The organism is Streptomyces sp. NBC_00299, assembly GCF_036173045.1.
Classification (GTDB): domain Bacteria; phylum Actinomycetota; class Actinomycetes; order Streptomycetales; family Streptomycetaceae; genus Streptomyces; species Streptomyces machairae.
Window position 1 is genome coordinate 6,226,730 of record NZ_CP108039.1, and the last position, 19,362, is coordinate 6,246,091.

16 protein-coding genes are annotated in these 19,362 nt (G+C 70.3%); 6 read left to right on the forward strand and 10 right to left on the reverse strand.

Translation table 11 applies throughout. The features are described 5' to 3' along the window. Positions 1 to 137: 137 nt before the first annotated feature. From OHT51_RS27720 to OHT51_RS27750, 7 genes are all read right to left on the reverse strand, one after another. Positions 138 to 1,532, reverse strand: coding sequence for an amino acid permease (locus tag OHT51_RS27720; RefSeq protein WP_328881631.1), 1,395 nt, complete (start codon positions 1,530 to 1,532; stop codon positions 138 to 140). Positions 1,533 to 1,653: 121 nt separating this feature from the next. Further along, complete coding sequence (locus tag OHT51_RS27725) at positions 1,654 to 2,547, reverse strand: TauD/TfdA dioxygenase family protein (RefSeq protein ID WP_328881632.1); 894 nt, start codon at positions 2,545 to 2,547, stop codon at positions 1,654 to 1,656. A gap of 11 nt (positions 2,548 to 2,558) precedes the next feature. Beyond that, complete coding sequence (locus OHT51_RS27730; protein ID WP_328881633.1) at positions 2,559 to 3,911, reverse strand: LLM class flavin-dependent oxidoreductase; 1,353 nt, start codon at positions 3,909 to 3,911, stop codon at positions 2,559 to 2,561. 159 nt (positions 3,912 to 4,070) lie between these two features. Continuing rightward, positions 4,071 to 4,802, reverse strand: a complete 732-nt coding sequence (locus tag OHT51_RS27735; RefSeq protein WP_328881634.1) for an ABC transporter ATP-binding protein — start codon at positions 4,800 to 4,802, stop codon at positions 4,071 to 4,073. After that, positions 4,778 to 5,623: an ABC transporter permease gene (locus tag OHT51_RS27740; protein WP_443052576.1), complete on the reverse strand. Its 846-nt coding sequence runs from the start codon at positions 5,621 to 5,623 to the stop codon at positions 4,778 to 4,780. Before OHT51_RS27740 ends, OHT51_RS27735 begins: the two co-directional genes overlap by 25 nt. Positions 5,624 to 5,628: 5 nt before the next feature. Then, positions 5,629 to 6,696, reverse strand: coding sequence for an ABC transporter substrate-binding protein (locus OHT51_RS27745; protein ID WP_328881636.1), 1,068 nt, complete (start codon positions 6,694 to 6,696; stop codon positions 5,629 to 5,631). A gap of 220 nt (positions 6,697 to 6,916) precedes the next feature. Continuing rightward, the gene (locus OHT51_RS27750; protein WP_328881637.1) at positions 6,917 to 8,164 is read right to left on the reverse strand and encodes an ROK family transcriptional regulator; all 1,248 of its coding nucleotides are present in this window, start codon (positions 8,162 to 8,164) and stop codon (positions 6,917 to 6,919) included. Between the two features lie 409 nt (positions 8,165 to 8,573). Between OHT51_RS27750 and OHT51_RS27755 the strand changes: the two genes are divergently transcribed. Then, a complete protein-coding gene (locus OHT51_RS27755; protein WP_328881638.1) occupies positions 8,574 to 9,155 on the forward strand; it encodes a biotin transporter BioY in 582 nt (193 codons plus the stop codon). A gap of 173 nt (positions 9,156 to 9,328) precedes the next feature. Here OHT51_RS27755 and OHT51_RS27760 read toward each other — a convergent pair whose 3' ends face one another. Then, positions 9,329 to 10,057, reverse strand: coding sequence for a hypothetical protein (locus OHT51_RS27760; RefSeq protein WP_328881639.1), 729 nt, complete (start codon positions 10,055 to 10,057; stop codon positions 9,329 to 9,331). Positions 10,058 to 10,298: 241 nt separating this feature from the next. Between OHT51_RS27760 and OHT51_RS27765 the strand changes: the two genes are divergently transcribed. Continuing rightward, positions 10,299 to 12,788, forward strand: coding sequence for a serine/threonine-protein kinase (locus OHT51_RS27765; protein WP_328884458.1), 2,490 nt, complete (start codon positions 10,299 to 10,301; stop codon positions 12,786 to 12,788). A 113-nt stretch (positions 12,789 to 12,901) separates the two neighbouring features. Here OHT51_RS27765 and OHT51_RS27770 read toward each other — a convergent pair whose 3' ends face one another. Further along, positions 12,902 to 14,383: an amino acid permease gene (locus tag OHT51_RS27770; RefSeq protein ID WP_328881640.1), complete on the reverse strand. Its 1,482-nt coding sequence runs from the start codon at positions 14,381 to 14,383 to the stop codon at positions 12,902 to 12,904. A gap of 217 nt (positions 14,384 to 14,600) precedes the next feature. Between OHT51_RS27770 and OHT51_RS27775 the strand changes: the two genes are divergently transcribed. Both OHT51_RS27775 and OHT51_RS27780 read left to right on the forward strand, forming a co-directional pair. Next, positions 14,601 to 15,086: a ribose-5-phosphate isomerase gene (locus tag OHT51_RS27775; RefSeq protein ID WP_328881641.1), complete on the forward strand. Its 486-nt coding sequence runs from the start codon at positions 14,601 to 14,603 to the stop codon at positions 15,084 to 15,086. Between the two features lie 241 nt (positions 15,087 to 15,327). Further along, the gene (locus tag OHT51_RS27780) at positions 15,328 to 16,137 is read left to right on the forward strand and encodes an Fpg/Nei family DNA glycosylase (protein WP_328881642.1); all 810 of its coding nucleotides are present in this window, start codon (positions 15,328 to 15,330) and stop codon (positions 16,135 to 16,137) included. Positions 16,138 to 16,177: 40 nt separating this feature from the next. Here OHT51_RS27780 and OHT51_RS27785 read toward each other — a convergent pair whose 3' ends face one another. After that, complete coding sequence (locus OHT51_RS27785; RefSeq protein WP_328881643.1) at positions 16,178 to 17,449, reverse strand: GNAT family N-acetyltransferase; 1,272 nt, start codon at positions 17,447 to 17,449, stop codon at positions 16,178 to 16,180. Positions 17,450 to 17,611: 162 nt separating this feature from the next. On the opposite strand from OHT51_RS27785, the gene OHT51_RS27790 reads away from it, so the two are divergent. Next, positions 17,612 to 18,796: a PP2C family protein-serine/threonine phosphatase gene (locus tag OHT51_RS27790; RefSeq protein ID WP_328881644.1), complete on the forward strand. Its 1,185-nt coding sequence runs from the start codon at positions 17,612 to 17,614 to the stop codon at positions 18,794 to 18,796. 96 nt (positions 18,797 to 18,892) lie between these two features. Further along, on the forward strand, positions 18,893 to 19,357 hold the full coding sequence (locus tag OHT51_RS27795; protein ID WP_443052577.1) for an HD domain-containing protein: 465 nt from the start codon (positions 18,893 to 18,895) through the stop codon (positions 19,355 to 19,357). Positions 19,358 to 19,362: the final 5 nt, after the last annotated feature.

Consider the following 19,362-nt stretch of genomic DNA (forward strand, 5'->3'; position numbering starts at 1 on the left):
CTGCTTCGTGAAGGGTGAGAAGACGATCACGAGGCACGCCTTGTTGCAAGTAGCTTGCAACAACAAGCTAACAGCAAAAAGCCCCCGTGTGGATGACACGGGGGCTTCGATGCCGTCGGACTGCCGTCCGGGACGCGTCAGCTCTTGGCGCGCGCCTTCTGCCAAGCGAACCCGACGACCGCCAGGAACAGCGTCATGCCGCCCGTCGAGTACAGCTGCACGCGGGTGTCCGGCTCCCGGGCCATGAGGACGAAGATGGCCGCCATCCCGGCCAGCGCGACCCAGGTCAGGACCGGGAACGCCCACATCCGCACGACCAGCTTCTCCGGCGCCTCGCGCTCCATGCGGCTGCGCAGCCGCAGCTGGGAGACGGCGATGAAGATCCAGACGACCAGGATGACCGCGCCGATCATGTTCAGCAGCCAGGGGAAGACGTCGTCCGGCCGCCAGTAGCTCAGCACCACGCACACGAAGCCGAACACCGAGGATGCCAGGACGGCGATGCGCGGGACGCCGCCCGACGCCCGGCCCAGCTTCTTCGGTCCCTGCCCGCGCTGGACGAGCGAGTACGCGATGCGCGAGGAGCCGTAGATGTTGGCGTTCATGGCGCTCAGCAGGGCGACCAGGACCACGACGTTCATCAGCTGGCCGGCGCCGGGGATGCCGAGGTGGTCGAGGGTGGCGACGTACGGGCCCTTCTCGACGACCTCCTTGGAGTCCCAGGGGACGAGGGTGACGACGACCGCCATGGAGCCGATGTAGAAGAGGGCGATGCGCCACATCGCCGTGCGGACCGCGCTCGCGACGCCGCTGACCGGGTTCTCCGACTCGGCCGCGGCGATGGTGACCGTCTCCATGCCGCCATAGGCGAAGACTGATGCCAATAGGCCGATGATCAGGCCCTCGGTGCCGTTCGGGAGGAATCCGCCCTCACCGGTGAGGTGCGCGGTGCCCGGCGCGTCCGTGCCCGGCAGGACGCCCGCGATCGCCAGCCCGCCCAGCACCAGGAACAGCGCGATCGCGCCGACCTTCAGGGCCGCGAACCAGAACTCGAACTCGCCGAAGTTCTTCACGGCGGCGAGGTTCGCACCGCAGAAGACGACCATGAAGAGGGCCACCCAGGCCCACTCCGGGGTGCCCGGCAGCCAGCCCGACACGATCTTCGCGGCGCCGATGCCCTCCAGGCCGACGGCCGTGCACAGCAGCACCCAGAAGGCCCAGCCGACCGTGAAGCCGGCCCACGGGCCGATCGCCCGCTCGGCGTGCGCGGAGAAGGAGCCGGACGAGGGATACGCGGCCGACATCTCGCCGAGCATCCGCATCACCAGCATCACGAGGAGGCCGGAGAGGACGTACGCGATGACGATCGAGGGACCGGCGGCGGCGATACCGGCGCCGGACCCGACGAACAGGCCCGCTCCGATGACGCCGCCGAGGGCGATCATCGACAGGTGGCGCTGCTTGAGGCCGTGATTCAGTCCTGGGGAGACGTCGTCCGCCTTCGGGGGCGTCTCCGTGGTGCTGTTGGGCATGGGCGCGGCTCGTCCAATGCAGAAGGTGGGCAAAAACGCCCACAGTCTGGGCAGCCTCTCCGCTGACGAGGAGAGGCTGCCCACTATGCGGACACTTACCGCACCGACTGTGACAGGTCGGCTACGCAGCGACCGGCGTGTAGTGCGACGCGTCCCCCTCGATCGAGTAGCTCTCCTTGCCCTCGATGCCGACCGGCACGTCACCGGCCACCGTCACCCGGTGCAGGCGGCGCGGCAGACCGTCGTAGTTGTCGACGGCGTAGTGCTGGGTGATGCGGTTGTCGAAGACGACCAGCTGGTTCTCGGACCAGCGGTGGCGAAGGATGTTCTCCGGCCGGGTGACGTACGCCTGGAGCAGGTCGAGGATCCTGCGGGACTCGCCCGGCGAGAGGCCCACGAGGCGCTGGGCGAACCCGCCGATGAACAGGCCGCGCTCACCCGACAGCGGATGGACGCGGACGACCGGGTGGACCGTGCGGTACTTGATCGACGTGAACTCGGCGCGATTGGCGGCCTGCTGCTCGTCGACCTCCTCGTCCGGCACGGCGTAGTCGTAGTCGTTGGTGTGCTCCGCCCACAGGTTGTCGGCCAGGTTCCGCAGCGGCTCGGGCAGCTGCCGGTAGGCGGCCGCCGAGCTGGCGATCAGCGTCTCGCCGCCGTACGGCGGGATCGTGATGCTGCGCAGCGTGGTGGCCTGCGGCGGGTTGAGGACGAAGGTGACGTCGGTGTGCCAGTGGTTGGCGGCACGGCCGCGCTCGCTGTCGACGGGCAGGACGTTCGGGGTGGCGGCGACGGAGGAGACCGTCGGGTGGGCGGTGGTGACGTCGCCGAAGTGGCGGACGAAGGCCTGCTGGGTCTTGTCGTCGAGGTTCACGTCGTCGAAGACGAGCGCCTTGTGGGCGGTGAGGGCCTCCCGCAGGGCGGCGACCGTTTCCTGGCCGAGGGGCTGGGAGATGTCCACGCCCGAGACGCGGGCGCCGATGTTGGCGGTGACCTTCTGGATCTCGATGGACATGTGCGGTCCTTTCAGACGAGGGCGGGGGTGCCGGTTGCGGGGGTGCTGACGTACTGGTTGGCGGGGCGCGGGAGGCCGTAGCGCTCGCGCAGGGTCCGGCGCGGGCCGTACTCCGTGCGGAGCAGACCGCGGGCGCGCAGGATCGGGACGACATGGTCGACGAAGGCGTCGAGGCCGGAGGGCAGGACCGGCGGCATGATGTTGAAGCCGTCGGCGGCGCCCTGCGTGAACCAGGTCTCGATGGCGTCGGTGACCTGCTCCGGCGTCCCGGCGAAGGTGAGATGGCCGCGTCCGCCGCCGAGCCGCCCGATCAGCTGCCGCACGGTGAGCCGGTCGCGCCGGGCCAGTTCCACCACGAGCGTGTAGCGGCTCTTGGCGCCCTCGATGGCGTCCTCGGGCGGCAGATCGGAAGGGAGTTCGGAGTCCAACTCCAGCGTGCCGGGCGGCAGTTGCAGCAGACTCTCCAGGCGTCCCACCCCGTGCGTGTGCACGATGTGGTCCTCCAGGACCTGCTCGGCCGCCCGCGCCTCGGCCTCCGTCGAGCCGATCACCGGGACGATGCCGGGCAGCACCTTGATGTGCTCGGGGTCGCGGCCGGCCGCCTCCGTACGTGTCTTGAGGTCGGCGTAGAAGGCCCGCGCGTCCTCGATCGTCTGCTGCGCGGTGAACACCGCCTCCGCGTACCGGGCGGCGAAGCCCTTGCCGTCCTCGCTCGAACCGGCCTGCACGAGCAGCGGGTAACCCTGCGGTGTACGCGGCACGTTGAGGGCGCCCTGGACGCTGAAGTACGTCCCTGCGTGCCGGGGCGGATGGATCTTGTCGTCGTCGCCCCACACACCGGCCGCCTTGTCGGCGACGATCGCGTCGTCCTCCCAGCTGTCCCACAGCTTCAGGGCGACGTCCAGGAACTCGGCGGCGCGGGCGTACCGCTCGGCGTGCGCGGGCTCCGCGTCCAGCCCGAAGTTACGGGCGGCCTCCGCTCCCGCCGTGGTGACGATGTTCCAGCCCGCCCGGCCGCCGCTGATGATGTCGAGGGAGGCGAACTTGCGGGCCAGGTTGTAGGGGGAGTTGTAGGAGGTGGAGGCGGTGGCGACGAGCCCGACGTGCTCGGTGGCCGTCGCCAGCGCGGTGAGCAGCGTGAGCGGCTCCAGAGCGCCGGCGGGACGCTGGGCGAGGTTGTTCCACAGCTGCGGGCCGTCGGCGAGGAAGAGCGAGTCGAAGGTGCCGCGTTCGGCGACGCGGGCCAGGTTGACGTAGTGGGCCAGGGACACGTGCGCGTACGGGTCACTCTCGGGGAGCCGCCAGGAGGCTTCGTGGTGGCCGGTGTTCATGAGGAAGGCGTTGAGGTGGAGCTGTCTGGGCATGGAGGTCCCTTGATCTGGGCAGGGGAGGGATTCTGCGAGCGCCGGTCCAGGCATTTCAGCCCGTCTGGGGGAGTTTGAGGACGAGGCCCGTTCAGGGCCGAAGCGGGGGTTCGGGGGCGGCAGCCCCCGAGAGGCGGTCACGGGCAGCTGACGGTCATTTCAGTGGTCCTCCGTCACTCCGAGCGCGGCCAGCAACCGCTCCCGGTACTCCCCGAGCAACGGATCCCGGTACGACCGCGGATGCGGCCGGTCGATCGCGAGGTCGAGCCCGATACGCCCCCGCTCCAGCACGAGCACCCGGTCCGCGAGCACGATCGCCTCGTCCACGTCATGCGTGACCAGCAGCACCGAGGGCCGGTGCCGCTCCCACAGCTCCCTGAGCAGGGCATGCATCCTGATGCGGGTCAGCGCGTCCAGCGCCCCGAACGGCTCGTCGGCCAGCAGGAGTTCGGGCTCACGGACGAGTGAGCGGGCCAGTGCCGCGCGCTGCTGCTCGCCGCCGGACAGCTCGTTGGGCCAGGCGCCCTCGCGGCCTTTCAGCCCGACCTCGGCGAGGGCCTCGCGGCCCTTCTGCTCCGCCTCCCTGCCCTCGAGCCCGAGGAGCACGTTGGCGAGGACGCGACGCCAGGGCAGTAGCCGGGAGTCCTGGAAGACGACCGACACCCGGTCCGGGGCGGTGAGCTGTCCGCTGCCGGTGACCTCGTGGTCGAGACCGGCGACCGCTCGCAGCAGGGTGCTCTTGCCGGAGCCGCTGTGCCCCAGCAGGGCCACGAACTGGCCGGCGGGAATGTCCAGGTCGATGCCGTCGAGCACGACACGCTGGTCGAACGAGCGTGTCAGCGCGCGGAGCTGGACGGCGGGACGGGTCAGCTGCTCAGTGTGCGGCGCCACGACAGCACCCTCCGTTCGACGATGCGGACCGTGCTGTCCGAGGCGAGGCCGAAGATGCCGTAGACGACCAGGCCGACGAGGATGACGTCCGACTGGCCGTAGTTCGTGGCCTGGAACATCATGTAGCCGAGGCCACTGGTGGCGTTGATCTGCTCCAGGACCACCAGGCCCAGCCAGGAGCCGGTCACGCCGAGCCGGAGTCCCACGAAGAACCCGGGCAGCGCACCGGGGATGACGATCTCCCGGATGAAGCGCAGCTTCGACAGGCCCTGCACCTCGGCGAGCTCGACGAACCGGTTGTCGATGCCGGACAGGGCGGCATGCGTGTTGAGGTAGATCGGGATGTAGACGACGATCGCGATGATGGCGATCTTGAAGGTCTCGCCGATGCCCAGCCAGAGGATGAACAGCGGGATCAGACCGAGGGTCGGGATGGCCCGGTTGAGGTTGACCGTGCCGTCGATCAGGGCCTCCCCGGTGCGGGTGAGCCCGGAGGCCAGGGCCAGCACGACGCCGGCGGTCAGACCGATCGCGAAGCCGGACGCGGCCCGCTGCAACGAGGTGAGGATGTCGGTGATCAGGGTCCCGTCGGTCCACAGCTGGGCGCCGGTCTCCACCACCGTCCAGGGCGCGGGAATCGCGGCGGGGTCGAGCGCCTCGGCTGCGGACGCGACGGCCCACAGGACGAGCACCAGCAGGGGCCCGGCGAGCCGGGCGGCGGGAAGGCGTTTGCCGGGTGCGAGCCCGCGGCGGCGTTTACGGGGCCGCTCGTCGGCGTCGGTGGCGACGGCGGCGGCCTTGTGCAGGGTGGTCGTGGTCATGGCGGTCACTTCCGGTACTCGGCCGGTACGGACTTCGCGGCGATGCCCTCGAAGCGATGGTCGAAGAGCTCGCTGACGTCGAACTTCTTCACGAACCCGCCCTCCGCGAGCAGATCCGCGGTCTCCTGCTCCCACTTGATGGCCTCGTCCCAGTTCGGCGGGAAATGCGGCTTGTTGGCGAGCTCGGTTATCGCCTCGGCCTGAGGCAGGGTCAGATTCTGTGTCTTGACGTAGAACTCGCGGTTCCAGACGTCGGGGTGCTCGTACGTCCACACCTGGCCCTTGGCCCAGTACGGGATGTACGCGGCGATCGCGGCGGCCTTCGCGGAGTCGTTCAGCACGGAGACCGGCGCCCACAGCAGGCTGAGCAGGTCCACGACGTCGGTGGTGACGATGCGGGCGCCCTTGCCCTCGTACTGCTTCAGATAGGCGGGCGCCTGACTGTTGGCGAGCGGGGCGATGTCGACCTGCCCGGACTGCAGGGCCGTGAGGAACTGGTTGCTGGTCAGCGGGACCAGCTCCACGTCGTCGTACTTCAGCCCCGCCTTCTTCAGGGCGCGCAACAGGACGACGCCCTGCGCCTGGCCCTGCGAGAAGGCGAGCCGCCTGCCCTTGAAGTCGTCGACCGACCGGATGTCGCTGCCGGGCTTGGTGGCGAAGAGGTAGTTGGGCTTGCGGGTGATGTTGATCGCCACGATCTTCGCGTCGAAGCCCTGGTAGTACGCCTGGATCGGCGGGATGCCCGCGTTGTTGGCGAGGTCCAGGGACTTGGCCCGGAAGGCGTTGATGACATCGGGCCCGGCGCCGATGTTCAGCCAGTTGCTGACCTTGAAGGGCGGATCGCCCAACTTGGCCAGTCTGAACTGAAGTTGCTGGGTGTTCTGGTACGAGGCGATCTTCAGGCTCGTACCGGCGGGCACGTTCTTGGCCAGCGGGGCGGTCGAGGCGCCCTTGTCGGCGGCGGCCGCGCTGCCGTCGGCGCAGCCGCTGAGTCCGGCGACGCCGGCCGCGGCGCCGAGCAGGGAGGTGAGGAAGAACCGTCGGTCGACACCCGGCACAGGAGAAGAGGACATGGGAGGACTCCGTGAGTGAGAAAAAAGGGCAAGAAGGCATGCGGAATTCCGGGCAGGAGAAGCCGGAGAAAGGGAATTCACGCAGGAAGAAATGAGCGCTTCACACGCGGCAACGTGTCAGCAACAGTGGGTGCGACAGCTCACGAACGGGCTCATGAGCAGGATGTTCCTGGTCATCGGCGGTCCCTGTCAATATTCCGAGTTTCTGAATTAAATAGCCTCAGGTGACGCGCTCGAAGGACGCGCCCAGCGGATCCCGGTACAGCACGTCCAGCGCCACCGAGCCACCGGCCGTGGCAAGCACGGAATCCGCGAAACTGGACGGCGCGACGGCCGCCGCTCGCTCGCTCCCCACCGTTGCGCGCAGCGAGCCCAGGCAGTCCTCCCGGCTCAGAATGCCGATCTCGGTGACGACGACCGTCTCCGGGTTGAGCACGTCGAGCAGCAGCCCCACCGCCCGGCCCGTCATCCGCGCCCGGTCGGTCAACAGCCGTACCGCCAGCGGGTCCCCGCCCGCCGCCGCGCGCAGGACATGCGTCGGGTTCGTCCCGTCGATGACGCCGGCAGCCCGCGCCCGTCGGCACAACGTCCGCTCGCTCAGCTCGGCCTGGAGGCAGCCGACCCGCCCGCAGTCGCAGGTCTCCGTGCCGCCGGGCACCGGCAGATGGGCGATGGCGCCTGCCTGCGAGCGGGGGCCGTGGTGCACCTCGTCGTTGGTGGCGAACGCCGCGTCGACCACATTGCCGACGAACAGATGCAGCACGCTCCGGCTGCCGCGCGCCCGCCCGAAGAGGCGCTCCGCGTTCACCAACGCCCGCGCGTGCCCGTCCACATGGACCGGCAGCCCGGTGTGGGCGCCGAGCACCTCCCGCACCGGTACCTCGCGCCAGCCCAGCATCGGATGCTCGACGACGGTCCCGGAGTCCCGGTCCACCCAGCCGCCCGCGGCGAAGCCGACACCGAGCGGCCGGCTGCCCGGCGCCGCATCCAGCAGCGCGGCGAGCCCGTCGGCGGCGCGGGCCAGGACGCCGTACGGATCCGGGGCACCCGAGTGCTTCAACTCCCGTTCTGCGACGACCCGTCCGCGCAGATCGAGCAGCGCCACGGTGGTGTACGGCACCGCGACGTGCACCCCGCCCACCACGAACCGCGAGTTGTCCATGTCGAGGGGTACGTGCGGCCGGCCGACGCCGTTGGACCGCCGGGGTGCGGTGGCCTCCCGGACGAACCCGAGCTCGGCGAGACGGGCGCAGTGGTCGGTCACCGACGCCGGTGAAAGGCCCGTCAGCCGGGCGATGGTGCTGCGCGCCACCGGCCCGTGCTCAAGGACGGACCGCAGGATGACGCTGGCGCTGGTCCGGCGCCGGTCGCGGTCGGAGACACGGGGGATCGGAGACGAATTCGAGGCCGCGGCCGACGTCGAGGCCGACGTCGAGGCCGAAAGGGTGGGTGCCGCGATACGGGGCATGGGGAACTTCCTCGGGAGCCGGTCCGACACTGCGCCGTCTGATGCGGGCGAGCCGAACCGACGGGCCGACTCACCCCGTACGGCGACAGGCGGCCGCGCCCACGCGTCGCAGGTCGACGTGGCGACGCGACGAGAAGTTCCGGGACTGGGCGACCATGCGCTCGAAGCTAGCAAAACGGCCCACCGCTGCCCAGACGGCGACCGACGGGCGAGACGGCAGACCGGCCTGTGAGCTGAACGTCCCCGCCTCAGTGACCGGCGTCACCTCGTACCCGGTGTAACCCCCACCCTTTGTCCGGAGCCCACCAACCCCGTGATCCGCCCTTTGTCGACTACTGACGGTGATGGGCATGCACACGCTGGGATAGCGTCACAGCGTCCCGTACTGCCCTCACCCCGCGGAGTCCCCATGAGCACCGCTGCCGCCGCCCCCGCCCGCACCGGACAGGTCCTCGCCGACCTGCTCCCGGCCTCCCGCGTCCGCGACATCGCGCTCGTCGTCGGCGGTGCCGCGCTCACCGGCCTCGCGGCCCAGATCGCCGTGCCCGTGCCGGGCTCCCCGGTGCCGGTGACCGGCCAGACCCTCGCGGTGCTGCTGGTCGGCACGGCCCTCGGCGCCGGCCGCGGCTTCCTCTCCCTCGCGCTGTACGCGCTGGCGGGCATCGCGGGCGTGCCGTGGTTCGCGGACGGCACCTCCGGCGCCGCGGCCCCGTCCTTCGGCTACATCCTCGGCATGATCCTCGCGTCCACCGTCGTCGGCGCCCTGGCCCGCCGCGGCGCCGACCGCACCGCCCTGCGCACCGCGGGTGCCATGCTGCTGGGCGAGGCGATCATCTACGCCGTCGGCGTCCCCTACCTGGCCCTCGCCACCGGCATGTCGGCGACCGCCGCGATCGCGGCCGGCCTCACCCCGTTCCTGATCGGCGACGCCCTCAAGGCGGCCCTCGCGATGGGCGCGCTGCCCACGGCCTGGAAGTTCGCCAACCGCTGAGGTCGTAGTTCTCGCGGAAGAGGCTCGCCGGGTCGTACCGCACCCGGCGAGCCTCTTCGTGTTCTGCGTCGGACAGGGCCATTTCCGTGCCGGACGGGGCCCGTTTCTGTGCCGGACGGACCCCGTCGCCTCTCAGCCCTCCTGGCTCAGCCCCCTGTCTCAGCCCTCCTGTCTCAGGCCTCCTGCGACCGCCGAGGCCGCCGCAGTTGAGACCACCACAGCCCGGCCGCACCGGCCGCGATCAGCGTCGCGCCGGCCGCGCCGAGCGGCAGGACGTCCCGGCCGAGGCCGGTCTTGGGCAGTTCGTCGGCGCCCGGAGCGACCGGCTTGTTGTCGGTGCCGAGCAGCAGCGGGGTGGCCGGAGCATCCGGTGACGGGTTCGTCGTGCCGAACGGCACCGGGCCCTGCTGCCAGTACGTCTTCTTGCCGTCACCGGGCTGGACGGGGAGACAGATCTTGCCCTCCTTGCCGAGGTCGTACGTCGCGTCCACGGCATACGACTTCGAGTCACCGGCGGGGAGATTGTCGACGGGGCAGGCGAAACCGCTGTTCGAGCCCTCCGGAAGACTGTTTTTCTCGATTGCCGAGCAGCCCTCGACATTCTTGACCGTCAGGCCGTCGAACCCGACCACCAAAAGCTGGATCTTTCCGCTGTCCTTGGTCCCTTCGTTCTTGACGGTGGCGGTGATCTCGGTTTCCTGCGAACTGTTGTTCACCGAGATTTTCTCGGGCAGTTCGGTGGTGAGCTTCACGCCCGCCGGTGCCTCGTCGATGACCTTTCCCCCCTTGCTGCTCCCGGGTCCCTGGTCGTCCGCACTGGCAGTGAAGGAAAGGATCATCACTGCCGAGAAAGATGTCGCGACCAGCGATCCCGCGATGGCCGTCGTGCGACGAGAACTCATGTTCGTCCCCCTTGCCTGCGCCTGAATTCGCAGTACTTGAAGAGGTACCACAAGATTTCTCCGCACTATGCTGGTACAGGCTGAAGTGTGACCATTGTGTTTCAATGGCGAATGTCTGGTGCGGCATCGAGGGGGGTGCAGTGGATTGCCGGGGAATATGGGAAATACGAGGAGCGGTGGGGTTCCAGGTTTACTGGTGACGGGGCGCTATCGACTGGTCGAGAGCATCGGCCAGGGGGGAATGGGGCGCGTGTGGCGAGCGGTCGACGAAATACTTGATCGCCTGGTCGCCGTCAAGGAAATGCGCATTGACGGCCTCGACCCGGAGGACACCCGCACACGCCGCGAACGCACCCTGCGTGAGGCGAGGGCTACGGCAAGGATCGACCACCCCAACGTCGTACGGGTCTACGACGTGGTCGACGAGGGCGAACGCCTGTGGATCGTCATGGAGTTGGTGGCCGGCCGCTCCCTGGAACGCATCATGGCGGAGGAGGGTCCGCTGGGCCCGTGCGAAACGGCCCGGATCGGCATCGGCCTGCTCGCGGCTCTGCGCCAGGTCCACGACCGGGGGGTGCTCCACCGTGACATCAAGCCGGGCAACGTCCTGGTGGAGACGGAGGTGGCACGCGGGCGGGGCCGGGTCGTCCTGACGGACTTCGGCATCGCGGCGATCCAGGACGCGAAGGCGCTCACCATGGTCGGCATGCTGGTCGGCTCGCCCGACTACATGGCCCCCGAGCGCATCTCCGGGCGCCCCCAGGGCCCACCGTCGGACATCTGGTCCCTGGGTGCCACCCTGTGCGCGGCCCTCGCCGGCCGCTCACCCTTCTCCCGCGACACGACCCTCGCGACCCTGCACGCGGTCCTGTACGAGGAGCCCGAACTCCCGTCCACGGCAGGCCCTTTGCGTAGCATCCTCGCCGCCCTCCTGGACAAGGACCCGACCCTCCGCCCCGGCCTGGACACCCTGGAAACGGCCCTCCAGCCGGTGGCCTTCCCGGCACCCACCCCGACAATGCCGGTGACACCACCGGCGCCGGCCATGGGTGCGCCGGGGAGCGGCGAGCCAGAGACCCTGGCGGGGCCTGGGGGGTCGGGCGCCGGGGGTGTCGCTGGGCCCGGTGAGTTGGACGCCGAGGGCGCTGCCGATTCCGGTGCGTTGGGCGCGGGGGCTGCTGCGGGCTCCGGGTGGTCGCGCGCGGGGGCTGCCGACGGCCCAGGCCAGTTGGAGGCTGGGGCAGGCACCGAGCCTGGGGTGCCTCGTTCCGAGCAGGACGCAGAGCATGCGCCTGAAGCAGTACGGGGCCCCGACTCCGTACGCCACTCTGCACCCGCACCGGGCCCCGACCCCGCACGCAGCGCCGACCCCGCACGAAGCGCGGCCCCTGAACCAAGCCCCGCCCCCGTACATCACAGCGGACCCGAGCCCATACCCAGCCCGCCCCCTGAACCTGCCCGCCCCGAGCCCGAACGCGGCGGCGCGGCCCCGGACTCCGCCGCAGCCACCCCCGACCACCCCGCATCGGCAACGGCGACCCCTCACCTCCCTTGGAACCCGAAGTCCCCGGGGGAATCGCCCACCCCGGCCTACCTGGAAACCCCCCGCGTCCCGCCCAGGCCCGACCCCCGGCAGCCGGACGACGTACACGACGCCATCCCGCCACCGCCACCGAACCCCACCCCCACCCGCACGCCCACACCCACCCCACCCCTCACCTCAACCCCCACCACTCGCGTCCCGGCCGCACCCGAGGCCAAGGCGCCCGCGCCCGAAGCGGTCGCCGCTGCTCCCTCGAACGGCACCCCGCCCCCAGCGACGGAGGAGCCCCCTCGCGCCCCCAACGCCTCCACCGAACTCGCCTCCCGGGCCAGTTCAGAGGTGCGCTCGCCCACCCCGGCCGGCGATTCCGGTAGCGCGGGACCCCGCCGCAACGGCGTCTCCCTGGTCCGCTCCGAAGCGGGGACCGAGCGGCGGCCGGCGCCGGGGCCGGGCCCCGCACCCGGCGGCCCCGGTACCGGTCCTTACGGCGCCAGGCCTCCCACCCCTCCCGCCATGCCGCCCGGCGAACTCCCCGGCCCGGCCGTCCCGGCCGAGCGCCGGCGCGGGCGGCATCGCCGTACGACTCTCATCGCCGCCGTCGCAAGCGTCGCCGCCGGCGCCGTCGTGGCGGTCGTCCTGGTGGCCAACTCCGGTTCGCCCGAGGACGACAAGGCAAGCTCCTCCCCGTCACCCCTCGCCTCGGCCGCGTCCTCCCCGGGCGCCGGCCCCTCGTCCACGGTGGAGGGCACGTCGAGGCCGCAGAGCCTGCCGCCCGGCGCGCGCCGTGAGGCAGGCGGGTTCGCGTGGGCGCCCCCCGAGGGCTGGCAGCGGGACGTCAAGACCGGGTCGGAGGTGCACTACACGTCACCGGACGCCAAGCAGGAACTCGCCGCCAAGTCCTCCCTGGCCCGCAACGACCTCATGGATTCCTGGCAGAAGTCGGAGCAGAACGCCCAACAGGGCCGGGACTACAACAAGATGCGCCTGGAGCGGACGACGTTCCGCGGACACCCGGCGGTGGTCTGGGAGTACACCTTCACCCTCGACGATCTCCCTTGGCACGCCCGGCTGCTGGGCTTCACGGTCGACGGGAAGTCGTACCAGATCAACACGTGGTACCAGCCGGACATGGAAGAGCAGGCACTGAAGACCTACGAGAAGGTGAAGGACAGCTTCACCGTGCTGTGAGCACAAATGCCGAGGGGCCCTCGGAACGCGCAAGCGTCCCAAGGGCCCCTCGGCCTGTTTCTCGGCCTGTTCTCAGCCCGTGGCCGAGGGGGGCAGAGGTCAGCCGGTCCGGGTCAGCCGGTCTTGACCTCGTCGCGCGGCGCGTCCGACGCGGCAGCGGCCTCGACACTCGCGGGGCCGTGTCCGCCGCGCACCATCTGCTTGATGAAGGCGACGGCCAGCACGAGCGCGGCCACCAGCAGCGACAGCAGCACGGTCTTGCGGCCGTCGTGCTCGGTGTCGGTGAGCATGTAGCCGAGGACGAACACGATCAGCGCGGCCGTGGCCCAGGTCAGATACGGGTACAGCCACATCTTCACGACCAGCTTCTCCGGCGCCTCGGCCTTGATGATCTTCCGCATGCGCAGCTGCGAGAAGCAGATCACCAGCCAGACGAACAGCGCGACCGCACCCGAGGAGTTGACCAGGAAGAGGAAGACGGAGTCCGGGAACTTGTAGTTGAAGAACACGGCCACGAAGCCGAACACGACGGACACGAGGATCGCCGTGCGCGGCACGCCGTTGCCGGTCGTGCGGCCGAAGGACTTCGGCGCGTCACCGCGCTGGCCGAGGGAGAAGGCCATGCGGGAGGCGGTGTAGAGGCCGGAGTTGAGGCAGGACAGCACCGAGGTCAGCACGATGAAGTTCATGATCTGACCGGCGTGCGGGATGCCGAGGGAGTTGAGCGCCGCGACGTACGAACCGTCGTCGGCGATGGACTTGCTGTCCCACGGCAGCAGGGCCACGACGACGAAGATCGAGCCGAGGTAGAAGACGGCGACACGCCAGATGATGCTGTTGGTGGCCTTGGTGACGGCCTGCTGCGGGTTCTCGGACTCACCGGCGGCGAGGGTGGCGATCTCGCTGCCCATGAAGGAGAAGACGACGAGCAGCACACCGGTGAGGATGGCACCGGGCCCGTTGGGCAGGAATCCGCCGTGCTCGGTGAGGTTGCTCAGGCTGGCCTGCTCGCTGTCGACGCCGGGCAGCAGCCCGAACACGGCCAGCCCGCCGATGATGATGAACGCGGCGATGGCGACGACCTTGATCCCGGCGAACCAGAACTCGAACTCGCCGTACGACCCCACGGAGACGAGGTTGGTGGCGGTCAGCACCACCATCACGATCAAGGCCCAGCCCCACTGCGGGACGGCCGGAATCCAGCCCTCCAGGATCACCGCACCGGCGGTCGCCTCGACCGCCAGCACGACCACCCAGAAGAACCAGTACAGCCAGCCGATGGAGAAGCCGGCCCAGCTGCCGAGCGCGCGGTCGGCGTGGGCGGAGAACGATCCGGAGGTCGGGTTCGCCGCGGACATCTCACCGAGCATCCGCATCACCAGCACCACGAGCGTGCCGACGAGGGCGTAGGAGAGAAGGATGCCGGGGCCCGCGGTGGCGATACCGGAGCTGGACCCGACGAAGAGTCCGGCGCCGATGACACCGCCGATGGCGATCATGGACAGATGGCGGTTCTTGAGCCCGGCCTGTAGACCGTGGCCGCCTGCGGCCGGTTCGGCCGGTCCGGCCGATTTCTGGGTCGGCTGCGAAGTCATGGAACGGATTTCCTTTGCGCCGTGGTGAGCGGTCCTCGTACTAGCGGGGTGCATGAGGCGTACGAGTCGGACCAGTGAATCGGAGGAGAACGGATTCGGGAACCTTTGATTCGGGATTGTTACTTGAGGTTTTCTTGAGCTTCCATGGTGTGCGTCACAATTGACGCCATTGACACCCGGCGCTGCTGCCCCGAAACACCCGTGTCACACTCGTTCCATGCGCGTGTATCTCGGCTCCGACCATGCGGGCTTCGAACTCAAGAACCACCTCGTCGACTGGCTCAAGGCGGCCGGCCACGACCCGGTGGACTGCGGCCCCCACATCTACGACGCCCAGGACGACTACCCGCCCTTCTGCCTCCGCGCGGCGGAGAAGACGGCCGCGGACCCCGATGCCCTCGGCATCGTGATCGGCGGCTCGGGCAACGGCGAGCAGATCGCCGCCAACAAGGTCAAGGGCGTCCGTGCGGCGCTGGCCTGGAGCGAGGAGACGGCCTCCCTCGGCCGCCAGCACAACAACGCCAACGTCGTCGCCGTGGGCGCCCGCATGCACACCCAGGACGAGGCGACCAAGTTCGTCGAGACCTTCCTCAACACCCCGTACTCGGGCGAGGACCGCCACACCCGCCGCATCGAAATGCTCTCGGCCTACGAAACGACGGGCGACCTCCCCCCGATCCCGCCGCACCACCCGCAGCAGTAGTCACAGGCCGGCACCCGAAGACGCCGGTCCGGGCATTTCAGCCCGTCTGGGGGTACCCGCTCTGGGGGAGTTTGAGGACGAGGCCCGTTCAGGGCCGACAGCGGGGGGTCTGGGGGCGGCAGCCCCCGGGGGCCGGGGTCGAAGGGGCAGAGCCCGTGGGGGACGGGAAGGGTAGGGGGCGGCGGGGGCGAAACCCCCTGCCCCGCCGCCGCAGGCACCCGCACACCAACAAGGAGCCACCGTGCCCGAGGGCCACACCATCCACCGTCTGGCCCAGGACTACGCCACCGCATTCCTCGGCACCACCCCCCGCGTCACCAGCCCCCAGGGCAAGTTCTCAGACGCCGCGGCCCTCCTCGACCGCGCGGAACTCACCCACACCGAGGCCCACGGCAAACACCTCTTCCTCGCCTTCCGCGACACCGACTGGGTCCACATCCACCTCGGCCTCTTCGGCAAGGTCAACTTCGGCGACGCCCCCGCACCCCCACCCACGGACACCGTCCGCCTGCGCCTCGCGAACACCACCGCATACGTCGACCTCCGCGGCCCCACCACCTGCGCCCTCATCACCCATGCGGAGAAGCAGGCGATACACGACCGCCTGGGCCCGGACCCCCTCCGAGCCGACGCGGACCCGCACACCGCCTACAGCAGAATCTCCCGCAGCCGTACGACCGTCGCCGCCCTGCTGATGGACCAGAAGGTCATCGCCGGCGTCGGCAACGTCTACCGCGCCGAGGTCCTCTTCCGGCACCGCATCGACCCGTACCGCACGGGCAGGGACATCACCCCCGCCCAGTGGGGCGCCATCTGGACGGACCTCGTCGACCTCATGCGCGAGGGCGTCCGCAACAACCGCATCGACACCGTCCGCCCCGAGCACACCCCGGAGGCGATGGGCCGCCCGCCCCGCATCGACGACCACGGCGGCGAGGTCTACGTCTACCGCCGGGCCAACCTGCCCTGCCACATCTGCGGGGGCGAGATCCGCACCGCCGACCTGGCCGCCCGCAACCTCTTCTGGTGCCCGGACTGCCAGACACCGTGACCGACCCCGCAACCGGTCCCCGCGACCGGTTGACCCGGCGTCAGAACCCGTGCGGCAGCCACGGAGCCACCGCGGAGGCGAACCCCACGGACGCCTCGGACAACGCCCCCTGCCGCAGCTCCCGCACCCGCCCGGCGCCACCCAGCGCCGCCAGGCTCACGCCGCCGAGATAGGCCGCCCCCAACTCCCGTACGGACAAGGAGAGATCGGCGGCGTCCGTCGTACGCTCGCACGACGCGCCCTTGGCATCCCCCACCAGCCGCCAACGCCCCGAGTTCCAGGGGCAGAAGGCGTCCTCGACCTCGAACACGACGTCCACCGGCGCCTGATACGTCCTCGCCGCCAGCGCGGGCCCGACGTCCACCAGCCGTACGTGCAGGGCGTCCTTCACCCGTACACCGCACCGCCGGATGTCCGACACCTGGTGCTGCCACGCCTCGTCGACCGGCCGCGACCGCACCGTCACCTTGGACGTCAGGTCGATGCCGAACAGGAACCGCCACAGCGCCGCCTCCGCCGCCGGGGTCAGGGCCTGGACGTCCCGCAGGTGCACGGCACCACAGGGGCCGTTGCCGTCCCACTCCGGCTTGACGCGGAAACGTGCGTACCCGACGACCTCGCCGTCCAGTTCGGCCAGCACGCACTGCAGTGGCGACGCGCCCTCCCGGTCGCTCTCCGGGTCGAGCAGCCCGAGCCGCTCCCAGCCGGGCAGCCGCGCGAGCATCCCCGGCCGTCCGGACACCTTGCGCGCGTACAGCGCCTCGCACACGTCGAGGACGTCGGCCGGTACGGCGTAGCGCAGACGTACGTCGTCGGTGCCGGCCGGCACGGACAGCCGCACGCGCGCGGTGTCGATCTCGGCGCTCACCTGGAAGGTGCCGACGCCGTAGCCGAACCGGCCGTAGATCTCCGGCTCGGAGGCGGTCAGTACCGCCACCGGCCAGCCCCACTCGCGTACGTCGTCCAGCTGCCGGCGCATCATCGACGTAAGGACGCCGCGTCTGCGGTGCGTACCTGCGACGCTGACCATCGTGACCCCGGCGGCGGGCACGGCGGCTCCGCCGGGCACGGTGAGCCGGAAGCTGAACGCGCCGGCCGTCCCCACACAGGTGTCCCCGTCCCAGGCGCCGAGGGAACGGTCGAGCTCGGTGAGGGAGTCCCACAACTCCCGCTCCTCGGCCGCCTCCGGGACTCCGCTGAAGGCACGGATCAGGCTGTCGTACCAGATGCCCCATTCGTCCTGCCGTAGCACCCGCAGCTCGGGGCCGGTGCGGACCGGACGGTCGCTGCCGCTCGCACTGTCTTTCGCCATGAAACATGCCTACCAGGGCATTGCGGGACGAGCGAGGGAATTTCTCGGTGCCGACGCCAAGGCGGCTTTCCTTGAAGTTCACTGTGAAGTCGAACCTCGGACGGGGGACAAGTGGGACCTCCCGTGCCAAGCAGCTGGTCCGATGGATAGGGTCCCGAACTAATGGCAGCAGGACGAGAGCGGCGCACGGTGGCCGAGACGTTCACGGCCCGGTTGAAGATGCAGTGGCACCGGGCCCGCGTCGGCGTGCGCAGAAGTGCCGTGGACTACTTCCGCGGTGACGGCTCCGACTGGATCGCGCTGGCCGGCCTGCTGCTGACGGTCCCGCTGATCTGTGCCGTGACGATGGCCAACCCGGTGTGGTTCTCGCCGGCCGTGCTGGTGCTCCCCATCGTCGCGGGCGGACTGCTGCTGCGCCCGGCGAGCCTGCTGGGCCTGTACGCGGCGGCGGCCACCGCCCTCATCGTCGAGTCGGTGCAGCTGGGCCCGTACACGGAGGGCCCGTCCCGCGTCACCCCGGGCGTGGTCCTGGTCGTGGCGGCGTGCGGCTTCTTCGGCCTGCTCATCGCGCAGTTCCGCAGCCGCGTGGGCGTGCCCTGGCGGCGCGGCGGCACGATGCTCTTCGACCTGCGCGAACGCATTCGCGTCCAGAGCAAGCTGCCGCAGCTGCCGCACGGTTGGCATCGCGAGATGGCCCTGCGCCCGGCGGGCGGCCAGTCCTTCTCGGGCGACTTCGTGGTGGCGGCCCGCACCAACGGCGGCCGCACCCTGGAGGTCGTTCTGACGGACGTCTCGGGCAAAGGCATGGACGCGGCCTCCCGAGCCCTCCTGCTCTCAGGAGCCTTCGGCGGCCTGCTCGGCAGCCTGCCCCCACACGCGTTCCTCCCGGCGGCCAACGGCTACCTGCTCCGCCAGGACTGGGACGAGGGCTTCGCCACGTCCATCCACCTGGTCCTGGACCTGGACTCGGGCGACTACGAGCTCTACTCCGCGGGCCACCCCCCGGGTCTCCAACTCAGCGCGGGCAGCGGCCGCTGGGAGGAGAAGGCCGCCGAGGGCCCCCTCCTCGGCGTGTACGACGGCGCCCAGTTCGACCCCGTGAAGGGCTCCCTCCGCCCCGGAGACGTACTGATGCTCTTCACGGACGGCCTCGTCGAAACGTCGGACCGCGACATCGTCGAGGGCATCGACCGCCTCACCGGAGAGGCCGACCGCTACGTCGCCGGCGGCTTCCACGGCGCCGCCTGGCACCTCATCGAAGCGGTGGCGAAGGACGTCAACGACGACCGAGCCCTCCTACTGATCTGCCGCGAGGGCCCAACGGCCCAAACAACCCTGCCGCACTGACCGGCCCTTCGCGGCGCCGGTCCAGGCATTTCAGGAGGGCGGGAAGGGTAGGGGCGGCGGGGGCGAGACATGCGGCTGGGGCGAGACACTGGACGCGTGACCGAGACCTCCAGAACGCCGCTGTCCCTGACCGCCGTAGAGGACATCGCCCGAACCGCCCACGCAACCCAGACCGACAAGGCCGGACGCCCCTACACCGAGCACCTCGCGGCCGTGGCCGAAGGCGTCCGCACACGCGGCGGCGACGAAGACCAGATCGCCGCAGCCTGGCTCCACGACGCCGTGGAGGACGACGCCCTGACCGCCCAGTGGCTGGAAGAGGCTCCCCTGAGCCCCCGCACCAAGGCCATGGTGCTGGCCCTCACCAAGCGCCCCGGAGAACCCCCCGAGACCTACGCCGCCCGCATCCTCGAAACCCCCGGCGCACTCCTCGTGAAGCAGGCAGACCTGGCCCACAACGCCGACCCCGACCGCCTCGCCACCCTCGACGAACCGACCCGGAAACGACTGACCGAGAAGTACGCACGGATGCGCGCACTTCTCGGTCTGAAAGCGGACTGATCGGC